Annotated in this window: 13 protein-coding genes; 6 read left to right on the plus strand and 7 right to left on the minus strand. The window is 64.0% G+C overall.

Annotated elements, in window-relative coordinates; all coding sequences use genetic code 11:
* The first annotated feature begins 199 nt into the window (after window positions 1-199).
* Window positions 200-703: a peroxiredoxin gene (locus ACZ9H4_RS10995; RefSeq protein WP_408150292.1), complete on the plus strand. Its 504-nt coding sequence runs from the start codon at window positions 200-202 to the stop codon at window positions 701-703.
* A 289-nt stretch (window positions 704-992) separates the two neighbouring features.
* Window positions 993-1910, plus strand: coding sequence for a UDP-3-O-acyl-N-acetylglucosamine deacetylase (lpxC, locus tag ACZ9H4_RS11000; RefSeq protein WP_408156791.1), 918 nt, complete (start codon window positions 993-995; stop codon window positions 1908-1910).
* 65 nt (window positions 1911-1975) lie between these two features.
* Here the strand turns inward: lpxC and ACZ9H4_RS11005 are convergent, their stop codons facing one another.
* Window positions 1976-2461: a DciA family protein gene (locus tag ACZ9H4_RS11005; RefSeq protein ID WP_408150327.1), complete on the minus strand. Its 486-nt coding sequence runs from the start codon at window positions 2459-2461 to the stop codon at window positions 1976-1978.
* Between the two features lie 290 nt (window positions 2462-2751).
* Here ACZ9H4_RS11005 and secA point away from each other — a divergent pair, with 290 nt between their 5' ends.
* The 4 genes from secA (at window position 2752) to ACZ9H4_RS11025 (ending at window position 8302) form a co-directional block, all read left to right on the plus strand.
* Window positions 2752-5568, plus strand: coding sequence for a preprotein translocase subunit SecA (secA, locus tag ACZ9H4_RS11010; protein WP_408150288.1), 2817 nt, complete (start codon window positions 2752-2754; stop codon window positions 5566-5568).
* A 150-nt stretch (window positions 5569-5718) separates the two neighbouring features.
* Window positions 5719-6960 (plus strand): bifunctional glutamate N-acetyltransferase/amino-acid acetyltransferase ArgJ, encoded by a 1242-nt coding sequence (argJ, locus tag ACZ9H4_RS11015; protein WP_408156795.1) that lies wholly within the window; start codon window positions 5719-5721, stop codon window positions 6958-6960.
* 53 nt (window positions 6961-7013) lie between these two features.
* Window positions 7014-7883: an ATP-binding protein gene (locus ACZ9H4_RS11020; RefSeq protein ID WP_408149830.1), complete on the plus strand. Its 870-nt coding sequence runs from the start codon at window positions 7014-7016 to the stop codon at window positions 7881-7883.
* Window positions 7880-8302, plus strand: coding sequence for an NUDIX domain-containing protein (locus ACZ9H4_RS11025; RefSeq protein ID WP_121315761.1), 423 nt, complete (start codon window positions 7880-7882; stop codon window positions 8300-8302). Before ACZ9H4_RS11020 ends, ACZ9H4_RS11025 begins: the two co-directional genes overlap by 4 nt.
* A gap of 59 nt (window positions 8303-8361) precedes the next feature.
* On the opposite strand, the gene yacG is transcribed toward ACZ9H4_RS11025, so the two are convergent.
* From yacG to ACZ9H4_RS11055, 6 genes are all read right to left on the minus strand, one after another.
* A complete protein-coding gene (yacG, locus tag ACZ9H4_RS11030) occupies window positions 8362-8559 on the minus strand; it encodes a DNA gyrase inhibitor YacG (RefSeq protein WP_408149827.1) in 198 nt (65 codons plus the stop codon).
* Between the two features lie 125 nt (window positions 8560-8684).
* The gene (gene zapD, locus ACZ9H4_RS11035) at window positions 8685-9440 is read right to left on the minus strand and encodes a cell division protein ZapD (RefSeq protein WP_042320771.1); all 756 of its coding nucleotides are present in this window, start codon (window positions 9438-9440) and stop codon (window positions 8685-8687) included.
* 239 nt (window positions 9441-9679) lie between these two features.
* Entirely contained in the window at window positions 9680-10282 is a 603-nt protein-coding gene (coaE, locus tag ACZ9H4_RS11040; protein ID WP_476119044.1) for a dephospho-CoA kinase, read from the minus strand.
* Window positions 10283-10285: 3 nt separating this feature from the next.
* Window positions 10286-11227 (minus strand): prepilin peptidase, encoded by a 942-nt coding sequence (locus ACZ9H4_RS11045; RefSeq protein ID WP_476119045.1) that lies wholly within the window; start codon window positions 11225-11227, stop codon window positions 10286-10288.
* A 28-nt stretch (window positions 11228-11255) separates the two neighbouring features.
* Window positions 11256-12485: a type II secretion system F family protein gene (locus tag ACZ9H4_RS11050; protein ID WP_408149820.1), complete on the minus strand. Its 1230-nt coding sequence runs from the start codon at window positions 12483-12485 to the stop codon at window positions 11256-11258.
* Window positions 12482-13777, minus strand: coding sequence for a GspE/PulE family protein (locus ACZ9H4_RS11055; RefSeq protein WP_476119046.1), 1296 nt, complete (start codon window positions 13775-13777; stop codon window positions 12482-12484). Before ACZ9H4_RS11055 ends, ACZ9H4_RS11050 begins: the two co-directional genes overlap by 4 nt.
* Window positions 13778-13901 lie beyond the last annotated feature (124 nt).

The raw sequence follows: 13901 nt of genomic DNA on the forward strand, positions 1-13901 counted from the left end.
ACGAGCGTGGCGGGTGAACGGCGAACAGGCCGCGTATCGTTCAGATTCGCGGCAAGGAAAAGTGCCCTCTTCGGATTCGCGAAGCGGATTGGGCGACTGTCGCCGGACGGCGGAGCCAGTAGTACGGTAGGGCCCAGCCGGATTTCACTGCGACACGAGAACGTGCGAGCGTGCTTCGCATCGATGCAAAGGACTGAGCATGATTCAAGCAGGTGACAAGCTGCCCGACGCAACGCTTTTCGAGTTTGTCGAAGACGAGCGGGCGGGCTGCACGTTGGGGCCGAACAGCTTCAGCGTGCGCGAGCAGACGGCGGGCAAGCGCGTGGTGATCTTCGGATTGCCGGGCGCGTTCACGCCGACCTGTTCGGCCAAGCATGTACCGGGTTATGTCGAGCACGCCGGGCAGTTGCGCGCTGCGGGCATCGACGAGATCTGGTGCGTGTCCGTCAACGACGCGTTCGTAATGGGCGCGTGGGGACGCGATCAGCACGCCTCGGGCAAGGTGCGCATGATGGCGGACGGCAGTGCGGCTTTCACACGGGCGCTCGGTCTCGAGCAGGATTTGTCGGCGCGCGGCATGGGAATCCGTTCCCAGCGCTACGCGATGGTGGTCGACGACGGCGTGGTCAAGACGTTGAACGTCGAGGCTGCCGGCAAATTCGAAGTCAGCGATGCAGGGAGTATTCTCGCCACGTTGAGCTAGTTGCGCGGCGTCGCGCCTTCGCCTCTCGCCTGCGCGGCTGTGCCGCGTTGTCGCAGGGCAACGGTGAGTAAGACGCTTTTGTGACAGGCCGTTACGCGGGCCGATGACCGGAAACGCCTCCGTTCCGGACATCGGCCCGTCACGCTTTCCCTGACGGGCGCCCATTGGGTAATGCAGCGAAACAGATTGATACGTTCCGCGCAACGACGCTCCTTAGGGTATTGGAGTATAATTCGCGCTATGGAATAAAAAGTCCCGATTGGGATTTTCAATCGAATAGAAGATCACCATGTTGAAGCAGCGCACTATCAAATCAATCGTCAAGACAGTTGGCATCGGCCTGCACTCCGGCCGTAAAGTCAACCTGACGCTCCGCCCGGCGGCGCCGGACACTGGCATCGTGTTTTCGCGCGTGGATCTGCCCACGCCGGTAGACATTCCGGCGTCGGCGATGGCGATTGGCGATACGCGTCTGGCTTCCGTGTTGCAGAAAGACGGCGCGCGCGTGTCGACCATCGAGCACCTGATGTCCGCCTGCGCCGGTCTCGGCATCGACAATCTTTATGTCGACGTCACCGCCGAAGAAATTCCGATCATGGACGGCAGTGCCGGTTCGTTCGTGTTCCTGATCCAGTCGGCGGGTATCGAAGAGCAGAACGCGGCGAAGAAATTCATCAAGGTCACCAAGCCGGTCGAAATTCGCGACGGCGACAAGTTCGCGCGCCTCGATCCGTACTTCGGTTTCAAGCTGAAGTTCACGATCGACTTCCGTCACCCGGCCGTTGACAAGACCGGTCAGGCGCTGGAAGTGGATTTTGCCAACACGTCGTACGTGCGTGAAATCGCGCGTGCCCGCACGTTCGGCTTTGCGCATGAAGTGGAAATGATGCGCGAACTGGGTCTCGCGCGCGGCGGCAGCATGGACAACGCGATCGTGCTCGACGAATACCGCATTCTGAACAACGACGGCCTGCGCTACGACGACGAGTTCGTGAAGCACAAGATGCTCGACGCGATTGGCGACCTGTATGTGGTCGGCCATCCGTTGCTGGCGTCGTACAACGCGTACAAGTCGGGTCACGGCCTGAACAACGCGTTGCTGCGCGAGTTGCTGGCGCACGAAGACTCGTACGAAATCGTCACTTTCGAAGACACCCAGAAGGCGCCACGCGGCTTCGCGTACGAGACGCAAACGGCATTCGCCTAACCCTTTGCTCTGATCGCGCGGAAGCAAGCGCATAAAAAACGGCCCATACGGGCCGTTTTTTTCGTTCAGCGATTTCTCCGATGCCGGGCCGCCATTCTCGCCAGCGCTTCCTGGAGCGGCGACGGCGCGAGCGACTCGGAGAGCGCATGCAGCGCGTCGGCGCCGGTCGGCGTCATACGCGCCTGCTTGACCGGCGGCGGCGCCTTGACCGGCTGCGGTCGCACGCGAATTCTCAGCGCCTTGACCGGCCAGCCTCGTTGCTGCAAATCCGCCAGCAGCCGTGGCTCCAGATGCCGCAGCCGCGCCGCGAGCGCATTGTGCGCGGCAAAGAGGGCCAGCACGCCGTCCTTGATGAAGCCCGGCTCGACGCTCGTCGCCAGATAATCGGGCAGCAGCGCGCGCAGATCCTTTTCCAGCGCGGCAATCTGCTCGACGCCCGCGCGCAGGGCCGCGAAGGCGTCCGTGCGATTGAGCACCTCGGCGACGGGCTGGGGGCGGCGCGCCTTGAACTGCTGCGGCGGCGGCCTTGAAAAGGACGGAAAACGGCTCATGTTTGACGGTAGCGGCGTGTTCGCACCCGATGCGCGTTCACGTTGCGATTGTACCGTGCGGGATGCCTGCGAGCCCGTCTCGATGCGTACTGTCAAAGGTCGCTGCGGCGGGCTTCGGATGCCTTGCCGCCGTCGCGCCTCTGACACAGGCGCTGCCGGGGGCGCGTGCTAAAATGCCCGATTCGAATTCACTCTTGGACTAAGCCGCCGAGGCCCTTCCGACCCCGGAGCGCACGTGCCTGAACAGCACGCCGCGACCCAGCCGAAGCCGCGACGCAGACACCGATCCGATGACCACCGGTTTTCTACAAAAGATTTTTGGCAGCCGCAACCAGCGGCTAGTCAAGCAATATCAAAAGACCGTCGCGGCGATCAATGCGCTCGAACCGCAGATCGAGCAATTGACGGACGATCAACTGCGCGCCAAAACGGGTGAATTCCGCCAGCGCGTCGCGAGCGGCGAGTCGCTCGACAAGCTGCTGCCCGAAGCGTTTGCCGTGTGCCGCGAGGCCAGCAAGCGGGTGCTGAAAATGCGCCACTTCGACGTGCAGTTGATCGGCGGCATGGTCCTGCATTACGGCAAGATCGGCGAAATGCGCACCGGCGAAGGCAAGACGCTCGTCGCTACGCTGCCGGTGTACCTGAACGCGCTGTCGGGCCGCGGCGTCCACGTGGTCACGGTCAACGACTACCTCGCCCAGCGCGACGCCGAATGGATGGCGCGCCTGTACAACTTCCTCGGTTTGTCGGTCGGCATCAACCTGTCGCAGATGGACCACGAAGCGAAGCAGGCAGCTTACGCCGCGGACATCACGTACGGCACGAACAACGAATTCGGCTTCGACTACCTGCGCGACAACATGGTCTACGAGACCGACGCGCGCGTGCAGCGAGCCCTCAACTTCGCGGTCGTCGACGAGGTCGACTCGATCCTGATCGACGAAGCGCGTACGCCGCTGATCATCTCCGGTCAGGCCGAAGATCACACCGAACTCTACGTGCGCATGAACGCACTGCCGCCGCTGCTCGAACGCCAGATCGGCGAAGAGAAGGCGGACGGCACCGGCGTCGAAAAGCCGGGTGACTACACGCTTGACGAGAAGGGCCGTCAGGTGTTCCTGACCGAGTCGGGTCACGAAAAGGCCGAGCGTCTGCTCGCCGAGTGGGGCCTGATCGGCGAGGGCGAAAGCCTGTACGCGCCGCAGAACATCACGCTGATGCACCACGTGTATGCGGCGCTGCGCGCGCACACGCTGTTCTTCAAGGACCAGCATTACGTCGTGCAGAACGGCGAAGTCGTGATCGTCGATGAATTCACCGGCCGTCTGATGGCGGGCCGCCGCTGGTCGGACGGTTTGCACCAGGCCGTGGAAGCGAAGGAACACGTGAAGATCCAGAGCGAGAATCAGACGCTCGCATCGATCACGTTCCAGAACTACTTCCGCATGTACGCGAAGCTGGCCGGCATGACCGGCACGGCCGACACCGAAGCGTACGAATTCAACGAGATCTACGGCCTCGAAACGGTCGTGATCCCGACCAACCGTCCGCCCAAGCGGATCGACAAGCAGGATCAGATCTACAAGACCGCCAAGGAACGCTACGACGCGGTGATCCGCGACATTCGCGAGTGCTACGAGCGTGGTCAGCCGGTGTTGGTCGGCACGACGTCGATCGAAAACTCCGAGCTGCTCTCGCATCTGCTGAAGCAGGCCGGTCTGCAGCACGAAGTGCTGAACGCCAAGCAGCACGCGCGTGAAGCCGAGATCGTCGCCGAAGCGGGCCGTCCGAAGCGCATCACGATCGCCACCAACATGGCCGGCCGTGGTACCGACATCGTGCTCGGCGGCAACGCGGAAAAGCAGGCGTCCTTCATCGAGCAGGACGAGACGCTGGCCGACGAAGAGAAGCAGCGCCGCATCCAGAAGCTGCACGACGAGTGGCAGGCGCTGCACGACCAGGTGAAGGCCGCGGGCGGTCTGCATATCATCGGCACCGAACGTCACGAATCGCGCCGGATCGACAACCAGTTGCGCGGCCGTGCCGGTCGCCAGGGTGACCCGGGTTCGTCGCGCTTCTATCTGTCGCTGGAAGATCCGCTGTTGCGCATTTTCGCGGGCGACCGTGTGCGCGCGATCATGGATCGCCTGAAGATGCCGGAAGGCGAGGCGATCGAGGCGGGCATCGTGTCGCGCTCGATCGAATCAGCGCAGCGCAAGGTCGAAGCGCGCAACTTCGACGTTCGTAAGCAGTTGCTCGAATACGACGATGTGTCGAACGATCAGCGCAAGGTGATCTACCAGCAGCGCAATGAATTGCTTGAAGCGAACGACATCACCGAGACCATCGGTGCAATGCGTCATGGCGTGATCGCCGACATCGTTCACCAGTTCGTGCCGGCAGGCAGCATCGAAGAGCAGTGGGACGTGCCCGAGCTGGAGGAAGTGCTGCGCAACGAATGGCAGCTCGACCTCGCGATCCAGGAAATGATCAACGAGTCGAACTCGATCAGCGCGGACGAGATTCTCGAAGCGGTCGAAGCTGCCGCGGACGAAGCGTACGAGGCGAAGGTCGAACTGGTCGGCCGCGAATCGTTCAGCGCGTTCGAACGCTCCATCATGTTGCAAACGCTGGACCGCAGCTGGCGCGAACATCTGGCCGCACTCGACCATCTGCGTCAGGGCATCCATCTGCGCGGCTATGCGCAGAAGAACCCGAAGCAGGAATACAAGCGCGAGGCGTTCGAACTGTTCGCCGCGATGCTCGACGCGGTAAAGCTCGAAGTCACCCGTGTGGTGATGAACGTGCAGATCCAGTCGCCGGAACAGTTGGAAGAGGCCGCCGAGCAACTGGAAGAGCAGGGCAGCCATCTCGAGAACGTCGAGTTTCGCCACGCCGAGTTCGCCGAAGCCGCGGCCGCAGCGCCGGTCGCCGCCGAAGCAGCCACCGCTGCGATGATCGGCGAAGCGATGAGCCACGGCCACGGTGCGGCGTCGCAAGCGGCAGTGAATGTCGGTGCGGACAACGTGCCGAAGGTCGGCCGCAACGACCCCTGCCCGTGCGGCAGCGGCAAGAAATACAAGCAGTGCCACGGCAAGATCGTCTGATGCCGAAAGCGGCGCGCTCCTGAGCGCGCCGCGTCGTTTTACGCAGTGCTTTGCTGTTGATTTCGCGGTGGTCCGGCAACCTGCCCGGGCCATCAGTTCCGTTTCCTCGATGCCGGCGCCTGCCGGCATTTTCTTCGACAGGTCGCGACCATGGCTGTCAATTTCCCCTCGATCGATCCCGCTCAACTCCACCCCGTCGCCGGCGTTACGCTCGGCTGGGCCGAGGCGAACATCCGCAAGCCGAACCGTAAAGACGTGCTCGTCATCTCCGTCGACGAAAGCGCGACGGTAGGCGGCGTGTTCACGCAGAACCGCTTTTGTGCGGCGCCCGTCACGGTGTGCCGTGAGAATCTGGAGCGTGTGCGCGCTGGCGGCAGGGCGATCCGCGCGCTGGTGATCAACACGGGCAACGCGAACGCGGGCACGGGTGAGCCGGGTCTCGTGGCGGCGCGCGAAACGTGCGCCGAACTCGCGCGTCTCGCCGACATCACGCCGGAACAGGTGCTGCCGTTTTCGACCGGCGTGATTCTCGAACCGCTGCCGGTCGATCGCCTGAAGGCCGGTTTGCCGGCCGCGCTGGCCAACCGTAAGGAAGCGAACTGGTACGACGCCGCGCAGGCGATCATGACCACCGACACGCTGCCTAAAGCCGCCTCGCGCCAGGTCACGATCGACGGCCATACGGTCACGCTGACGGGCATCAGCAAGGGCGCCGGCATGATCAAGCCGAACATGGCGACCATGCTCGGCTTCCTCGCGTTCGACGCAGCGCTCGCGCAGCCGGTGCTGGACGCGCTGGTCAAACACGTCGCGGACCGCTCGTTCAACTGCATCACGATCGATGGCGATACGTCGACCAACGATTCGTTCATCCTGATCGCGTCGGGCAAATCGAGCCTGCCGGCGATCACGTCTACCGATTCGCCCGCTTATGCAGCGCTGCGCGATGCGGTGACCGAAGTCGCCCAGACCCTCGCGCAACTGATCGTGCGCGACGGCGAAGGCGCGACCAAATTCATGACCGTGCATGTCGAAGGCGGCTCGAGCGTTAGCGAATGCCGCCAGATCGCGTATGCGATCGGCCACTCGCCGCTCGTGAAGACAGCCTTCTATGCATCGGACCCGAACCTCGGCCGCATTCTGGCGGCCATCGGTTATGCCGGCGTGGACGATCTCGACGTCGGCAAGATCGATCTGTATCTGGACGACGTGCTGGTCGCGACTGCCGGCGGCCGCAACCCGGCGTACCGTGAAGAAGACGGCCAGCGCGTCATGAAGAAGAGCGAGATCGGCATTCGCGTCGTACTCGGCCGCGGCGATGCGCAAGCCACGATCTGGACTTGCGATCTGTCGCACGACTACGTGAGCATCAACGCCGACTATCGCTCGTAACCAGGTTCATTGCGCGGCCTCCCGCCGCGCAATGGGCCGCTTACTTCACCGTCATGGATAAACTCGAACAGTTTTTGACCCGGGCCGAAGCCGTGCTCGTCCGTCTGGAGGCAATGCTTCCGCCCGCCGCGCCTGAGATCGACTGGTCGGCCGCGGTCGCATTTCGCTGGCGCAAGCGCCAGGGGCGCGGCTATCTGCAGCCGGTACCCGCCATCTCGTCGATCACGCTCGACGACTTGCAGAACATCGATCGTCAGAAAGGGCTGATCGAGCAGAACACGCGCCAGTTCGTGCACAAGCAGCCGGCCAACAACGTGCTGCTGACGGGCGCGCGCGGCACCGGCAAATCGTCGCTGATCAAGGCGTGCCTGAACGCGTACGCGAAGGACGGCCTGCGTCTGATCGAAGTGGACAAGGACGATCTGCACGATCTCGGCGACATCGTCGACCTGATCGCGAAGCGGCCGGAGCGCTTCGTGGTGTTCTGCGACGACCTGTCGTTCGAAGACGGCGAGTCGGGCTACAAGGCGCTGAAGGTTGCGCTCGACGGTTCGATCGCCGCGCAGTCGGATAACGTGCTCATCTACGCGACGTCGAACCGCCGCCATCTGCTGCCCGAGTACATGAGCGACAACGAGACGTACAAGCACACGTCCGACGGCGAGATTCATCCGGGCGAACTGGTGGAAGAAAAGATTTCGCTGTCGGAGCGTTTCGGCCTGTGGGTCAGCTTCTATCCGTTCAAACAGGATGATTACCTGTCGATCATCGCCCACTGGCTGCGGCATTTCGGTTGCGACGACGCCGAAGTCGAGGCCGCGCGCGGCGACGCGCTGGTATGGGCACTCGAACGCGGCTCGCGCTCGGGGCGCGTTGCGTGGCAATTCGCGCGTGACTGGTCCGGCCGGAAGAGCCCCGCATGAGCGACGCGCAGAAGAACGCCGCCGGCCGTCCGGTGACGGAAGTCGCCGTCGGCGTGCTGATTCAGCCGGACGGGCGCTATTTGTTGGCGCAGCGTCCGGCGGGCAAGCCATATGAGGGCTACTGGGAGTTTCCCGGTGGCAAGCTGGAGGCGGGCGAGTCGGTCGAGGCCGCGCTTGCTCGCGAGCTGCACGAGGAACTGGGGATCGACGTAGAGGCAAGCCATCTTTGGCATACGCTCGAACACGATTACCCACACGCCTATGTGCGGCTTTTCTTCTGCAAGGTGACGCAGTGGTCCGGCGAGCCGCATGGCCGCGAAGGCCAGGCATTCGTCTGGCAGGCGTTGCCTGCGGACGTCGCACCGCTGTTGCCGGCGACCATTCCAGTGCTCGAATGGCTCGCGGCGGAAAAGAACTGATAGGCAGAAGGGTACGGCGGGCGCTGTGCTAGTAGCGTCCGCCGTCACAGCGAGCCCGCTCAATGTGGGTTGTAGTCCTCGCCGGGCGTCTCATCCGACGACGCTTCCTGATCGGTCCCACCGATCTTGTATTTCTCAGCGGCCCAGGCGCCGAGATCGATCTGCTTGCAGCGATCGGAGCAGAACGGACGGTAGCGGCTTTCAGGGGTCCAGCGAACATCCTTGCCGCAAGTGGGGCATTTGACGACGGTAGGCATGCGGTCAGGCAGTCAATCGCAAACGGAACAAGTAACGAATATAGGGGCATTTCGCGCCGCTTTAAAGGCGCATCCCTCTATCCGGATCTGGCGGGCGAACGTGGCACGCCAGATTGCGGGCCTGCTTACAGGCTGCAAAGCGTGAGCTGGAACGGTACGTCGACATCCACTGCACGCGGACGCAAATCGCCGTCCTGCACCGTGAAACGCACCCACAGCATGTACTTGTTGGCACTCGCCTCGGGAATCACCCGCAATTCTGGTGCCACCCGAACCTGCATCAGTTGATACGAACGCCCCGATAGCATCTGCTGATAGCTGCCTTGCATCGCCATCACCTTCGACGCCTGGCCGGATTCGCGCGCGAGCCGCAGAACGATGGTGGCCGCGTCACGCAGCGGCAGCAGCGGCGTGACCCACTTGGCGATGTCCTGGCGGCGCTGATCGGGATGAAGCTGTTGCCACGCGTAGTAGGACGGCAGGTCGAATTTGCACGTGCCACCCGGGATAATCGCGCGGCTGCGAATGCTGGCGAGCCACTCGTTGTCTGCAAGATGCTGGCCGGTCTTGCCCTGCATCTGCCCGAGTCCTGCGAGAGTCTGTTCGATTTCGCCGAGCACGGCTTCCAGCGCGTTCTGCTCGATTCCCGGGTTGCCGCGAAACGGCGCCAGCGTTTGCCGTTGACGCTCGAGTTCCTTCATCAGATCGGACTTCAGATCCGCGCGACCCGCAACTTCTGAGATTTCGAACAACGTTGTCAGTGCGACGTGATGTTCCCTGGCGTCTTCCTGAGTCAGAAAGAACGTGAAGCGCTCGAACAGATCTTCGAGGCGCAACAGCGTCCGGATTCGCTCGTTGAAGGGATACTCGTAAAGGATCAAGCGGGCTCGCCTCGGGCGTGGTCGGTGACGGGAATGCAGAACATTCTAATGCCGTGGGACTACCCTAGCAATCACGCACTTTTTCAGCGCGCTTTCGCAACTTTTTTCACGTGTTTCGGGCGCTTTCTGCGTGCTTTGGCTTACACGCTGCCGCAAAGTTCAACGAGAAGGGCGTGGAGCGGCGCGCGGTTTTCATGTGTCGCGCGCGTTTTTCGCTTCGCCGATGACATGGTTTCAGCTCATGCGCCCGCGAGGGACAGATACGCGCGATGCTGCTCGTCGACTTGCGCCTGCAGTGTGCCGAGCGATACGTTGTCGTTGTCGATCACGTCGTCGGCTGCGGCGAGGCGCGCTTCGCGGGTGGCCTGGCGGGCGATGATCGCCAGCACCTGGTCGCGGCTGAAGCCGTTGCGGCTCATGACGCGCGCGATCTGCGTCTCGACGCTGCAATCGACGGTCAGCACGTGGTTCACGCGATGCTTCCAGCTTCCCGACTCGACCAGCAGCGGCACCACGACGATCACATAAGGGCCTCGCGCTTCGCGCTGCTCGCGCCTGGTCTCCGCACGAATCAACGGATGCGTGATGGCTTCGAGACGTTTGCGCGCGCCTTCGTCGCTGAATACGAGCGCACGCATGCGCGCGCGGTCGAGCGAGCCGTCGGCGGCGACGAACTCGGCGCCGAATTCGGCGGCAATCGGCGGCATCGCGATGCCGTGCGGCGCGGTGATGCGATGCGCGATCAGGTCCGTGTCGACGAGTGGCACGCCGTGCGCGGTGAACAGATCGGCGACGGTCGACTTACCGCTGCCAATGCCGCCGGTGAGTCCTACGACAAACATGCTTCAGCCTCCCAGAGCCAGATAGAGCGGTGTGCCGAGAAACAGCGTGAGCGCGCCACCCGCGGCGAGAAACGGCCCGAACGGCAGCGGCTCCTCGAAGCGCATGCGGCCGCGCCACGTCGCCGCGAGGCCGACCACTGCGCCCGTCACCGCCGCGATCAGCACGATCTGCGGCAGGGCGGCCCAGCCGAGCCACGCGCCGAGCGCCGCGAGCAGCTTGAAATCACCGTAGCCCATGCCTTCGACACCGCGCACCAGCCGGAACAGCCAATGCACGGCCCACAGCACAAGGTAACCGAAGATGGCGCCGAGCACCGCATCGTGCAGGCTCGCAAACATGCCGTTGAAATTGACGATGAGGCCAGCCCACAGAAGCGGCAGCGTCATCGAGTCGGGCAGCAGATGTGTGTCGATGTCGATCGCGCTCATCGCGAGCAGCGCCGCGCACAAGCCGAAGGCGGCGAGCGCCGTGGCGCTCGGGCCGAACAGTGCGAGGGCGCCCGCCGCGAACGCGCCGCTGGCAATTTCGAGCAGCGGATAGCGCAGGCTCACGTGTGCGTTGCAGGCGGAGCAGCGTCCGCGCAGCAGCACATAGCTGAGTACCGGCAGATTCTCCCACGCGCGCAGGACGTGCCCGCAATGCGGACACGCGCTACGCGGCACCCACAGGTTATAGCGCGCGGGCAGGCCGTCTTCGGGCGGCGGCTGGTCGCTGGTGTCGCTGATTTCCGCATGCCACGCACGCTCCAGCATGATCGGCAGCCGATGCACGACCACGTTCAGGAAGCTGCCGATCACGAGGCCGAACACGATCGCAAACGCCATCTGCAGGCCGGCGGGCAAGCTGCCGAACGCGACGCCGATGCCGGTCGTGAGGTGGCCGGGCAGCAAGCCCGAGAGCAGACTGGAAGAAGTTTCTGACACGAGTGGAAAAGGCGCCTGCATGGATAAGGGATTGGATTCGGCTGCGATCCTACACCACGTTGCCGAGTTGAATAATGGGAAGATACATCGCGATCACGAGGCCGCCGACCAGCGCCCCCAGCACGACGATCACGAGCGGCTCGCACAGGCTCGACAGCGTGCCGATCTTCTCGTCTACCTGACGATCCGCGAGCGAGGCCACGTCGATCAGCATGGTGTCGAGCGCGCCGGACTCCTCGGCCACCGCCACCGGCTGCACGACCTCGGGCGGAAAGCAGCGTGCCGCGCGCATGGCCGCCGCAAGTCGCTCGCCGCGCCGCAGCCGTGCGGCGATGTCGAGCGTGGCCCGGTCGAAGAAAGCGTTGCCGGTGGCGTGAGTCAATGAATCGAACGCGTCGGCGAGCGGTGTGCCGGCCGATAGCAAGGTGCCGAGCGCGCGGCTCCAGCGTGCCGCGCATAGCGTACCCAGCAACGGCCCGGCGACCGGCATTCTTAGCGACAGACGTGCGAACCGGATGCGCGCAATTTCGGAACGTCGCAGCAGAAACGTCACGGCCGAAGTCGACGCGAAGATCAATGCGATGACGGGCAGGCTCCAGCGCGCCGCGCCCGACGACAACGCGAGCACGAACTGCGTCGGTGCGGGCAGCTTCGCGCCGAAGCCGTCGAAGATCTGTTTGAAGGTCGGCACGACCCACACCAGCAAGGCAGCCGTGATTGCCGTGGCCAGCAACAGGATTGCGACGGGATAGGTCAGTGCCGCGCGCACTTTCGCGCGCTGCGCGGCGGCGCGTTCGCGGTCGTCGGCGATTCTCGCGAGGACGGCGGCCAGCGCGCCGGCCGCCTCGCCCACTTCGACGAGTTGACAGTACAGCGCATTGAATTGCGCCGGGTGCCGCTGCAGCGCCGCGGAAAAGCGCAGGCCCGCGGTGATGTCGCGAGCCAGTGCGCCGACGATTCGCGGCATGCCTTGCCGGTTCGACGACTGCCCTTGCGCCAGCAGATCCAGCGCGGGCGCGAGTGGCAAACCGGCACGCAGCAGACTGGCGAGTTGCCGGGTGAACAGCGTGACGTCCGCGGCGCGCGCTTTGGGACGCGGCGCCGCTCCATGCGCGGCGAGTTCGACGATGAACAGATCCTCGCGTTTGAGCATGACTCGCGCGGTGCCCGCGTCCGGCGCGATCAGCGTTCCGTTTTTGTGAAGACCGTCGGCGGTGACGCCGCGCCATCTGAAGCGCGTGTCGGTCGCAGAAGGCGGATGAGTCGTGACCGTGTTCATGCGACTTCGGTGGCAGCCAGTGCTTCAGCGAGACTGGTGGTGCCGTCTCGTACACGCGCCAACGCCGCGTCGCGCAACGTGGCCACCTGTTCGGTTTGCGCGAGTCGGGCGAGCTCATGCGTGCCGGCGCTTGCGGCGATCAGTTCGCGCATCGCATCGGAGACCGGCATCACTTGATGGACTCCGACGCGGCCTCTGTAACCGATGCCGTGACAAGCCGCGCACCCGGTCGCCGCATACGGATGCCAGCCATCGAGGTGCTGCTCGTCGAAGCCAGCGGCCCGCAGCGCTGCCGCCGATTGCGGCGCAGGCGCCCGGCACGCGACGCACAGGCGCCGCACCAGACGCTGCGCCGTCACCATCCGCAGCGCTGCCGCGAGGTTGTATGGCTCGACGCCGATATCGATCAGGCGCGCGATCGCGGCAGGCGCATCGTTCGTGTGCAGGGTCGAGAGAACGAGATGGCCCGTTTGGGCGGCTTTCACCGCGACATCGGCGGTTTCGTCGTCGCGAATTTCGCCGACCATGATCACGTCGGGATCCTGTCGAAGGAACGCGCGCAGCGCCACCGCGAAAGTGAGCCCGGCCTTTTCGCGCACGCTGACCTGATTGATGCCGGCCAGCTGGATTTCCGACGGGTCTTCCACCGAGCACAGATTGCGCGCCTCGCCGTTCAGCAGATTCAGGAAGCAGTACAGGGAGAGGGTCTTGCCGCTGCCCGTCGGCCCCGTGACGAGCACGAGACCGTGCGGCGCGCGAATCGCCGCGTCGAGCGCCTCGCGTTGGTGTGGGTCGAGACCGAGTGAGTCGAGCGAAAGATCGGTGGGCAATGCGTCGAGCCGGCGTAAGACCAGTTTTTCGCCGAACAGCGTCGGCAGCGAATTAACGCGATAGTCCTCGATCCGACCGGGCGACGTCGCGATACGCAGGCGGCCGTCCTGCGGCACGCGCCGCTCGGCGATGTCCATGCGCGCCAGCACCTTCACCCGCGTAATGAAGGCGTCGCGCAAATGAGCGGGCGGCTGCGGGATTTCATGCAGCACACCGTCGATTCGCAAACGCACGCGCCAGCCGTGCTCGGCCGGCTCGATGTGAAGGTCCGACGCATTACGGCGGGTCGCTTCCTGCAATGTGTCGGTCAACAGACGTACGGCAGGTGCGTTGTCTGGATCGCCGAGTTGGGCCGCGCCAGCTTCAGTGGCGAATGGATTGGGCTTCGTGCGTGCCGTGCCGTCGTTATCGAAAGCGATGGGCCGCGGCGACGTTGCCGCTGCCTGAAAAGATGCTTGCATGGGAAACCGGTGATGAGCCGCCTGTAGAACATGACGGCTTCATCTTCCGGTAACGCGGCTGGCGCCGCCATTCGGCCAAACGGCCAATGGCGCACGCCGTGCGAGTGTGCGATGCTGCCTGCCG

The organism is Paraburkholderia sp. TE9906 (assembly GCF_056279605.1).

Bases quoted from the DNA above. Each gene is read 5' to 3' on its own strand.
- yacG (WP_408149827.1), bottom strand. From the start codon at position 8,559: ATGCCTACCGTCGTCAAATGCCCCACTTGCGGCAAGGATGTTCGCTGG.
- coaE (WP_476119044.1), bottom strand. From the start codon at position 10,282: ATGTTTGTCGTAGGACTCACCGGCGGCATTGGCAGCGGTAAGTCGACC.
- ACZ9H4_RS11020 (WP_408149830.1), top strand. From the start codon at position 7,014: ATGGATAAACTCGAACAGTTTTTGACCCGGGCCGAAGCCGTGCTCGTC.
- ACZ9H4_RS11045 (WP_476119045.1), bottom strand. From the start codon at position 11,227: ATGCAGGCGCCTTTTCCACTCGTGTCAGAAACTTCTTCCAGTCTGCTC.
- ACZ9H4_RS10995 (WP_408150292.1), top strand. From the start codon at position 200: ATGATTCAAGCAGGTGACAAGCTGCCCGACGCAACGCTTTTCGAGTTT.
- ACZ9H4_RS11005 (WP_408150327.1), bottom strand. From the start codon at position 2,461: ATGAGCCGTTTTCCGTCCTTTTCAAGGCCGCCGCCGCAGCAGTTCAAG.
- argJ (WP_408156795.1), top strand. From the start codon at position 5,719: ATGGCTGTCAATTTCCCCTCGATCGATCCCGCTCAACTCCACCCCGTC.
- ACZ9H4_RS11050 (WP_408149820.1), bottom strand. From the start codon at position 12,485: ATGAACACGGTCACGACTCATCCGCCTTCTGCGACCGACACGCGCTTC.
- ACZ9H4_RS11055 (WP_476119046.1), bottom strand. From the start codon at position 13,777: ATGCAAGCATCTTTTCAGGCAGCGGCAACGTCGCCGCGGCCCATCGCT.
- lpxC (WP_408156791.1), top strand. From the start codon at position 993: ATGTTGAAGCAGCGCACTATCAAATCAATCGTCAAGACAGTTGGCATC.
- secA (WP_408150288.1), top strand. From the start codon at position 2,752: ATGACCACCGGTTTTCTACAAAAGATTTTTGGCAGCCGCAACCAGCGG.
- ACZ9H4_RS11025 (WP_121315761.1), top strand. From the start codon at position 7,880: ATGAGCGACGCGCAGAAGAACGCCGCCGGCCGTCCGGTGACGGAAGTC.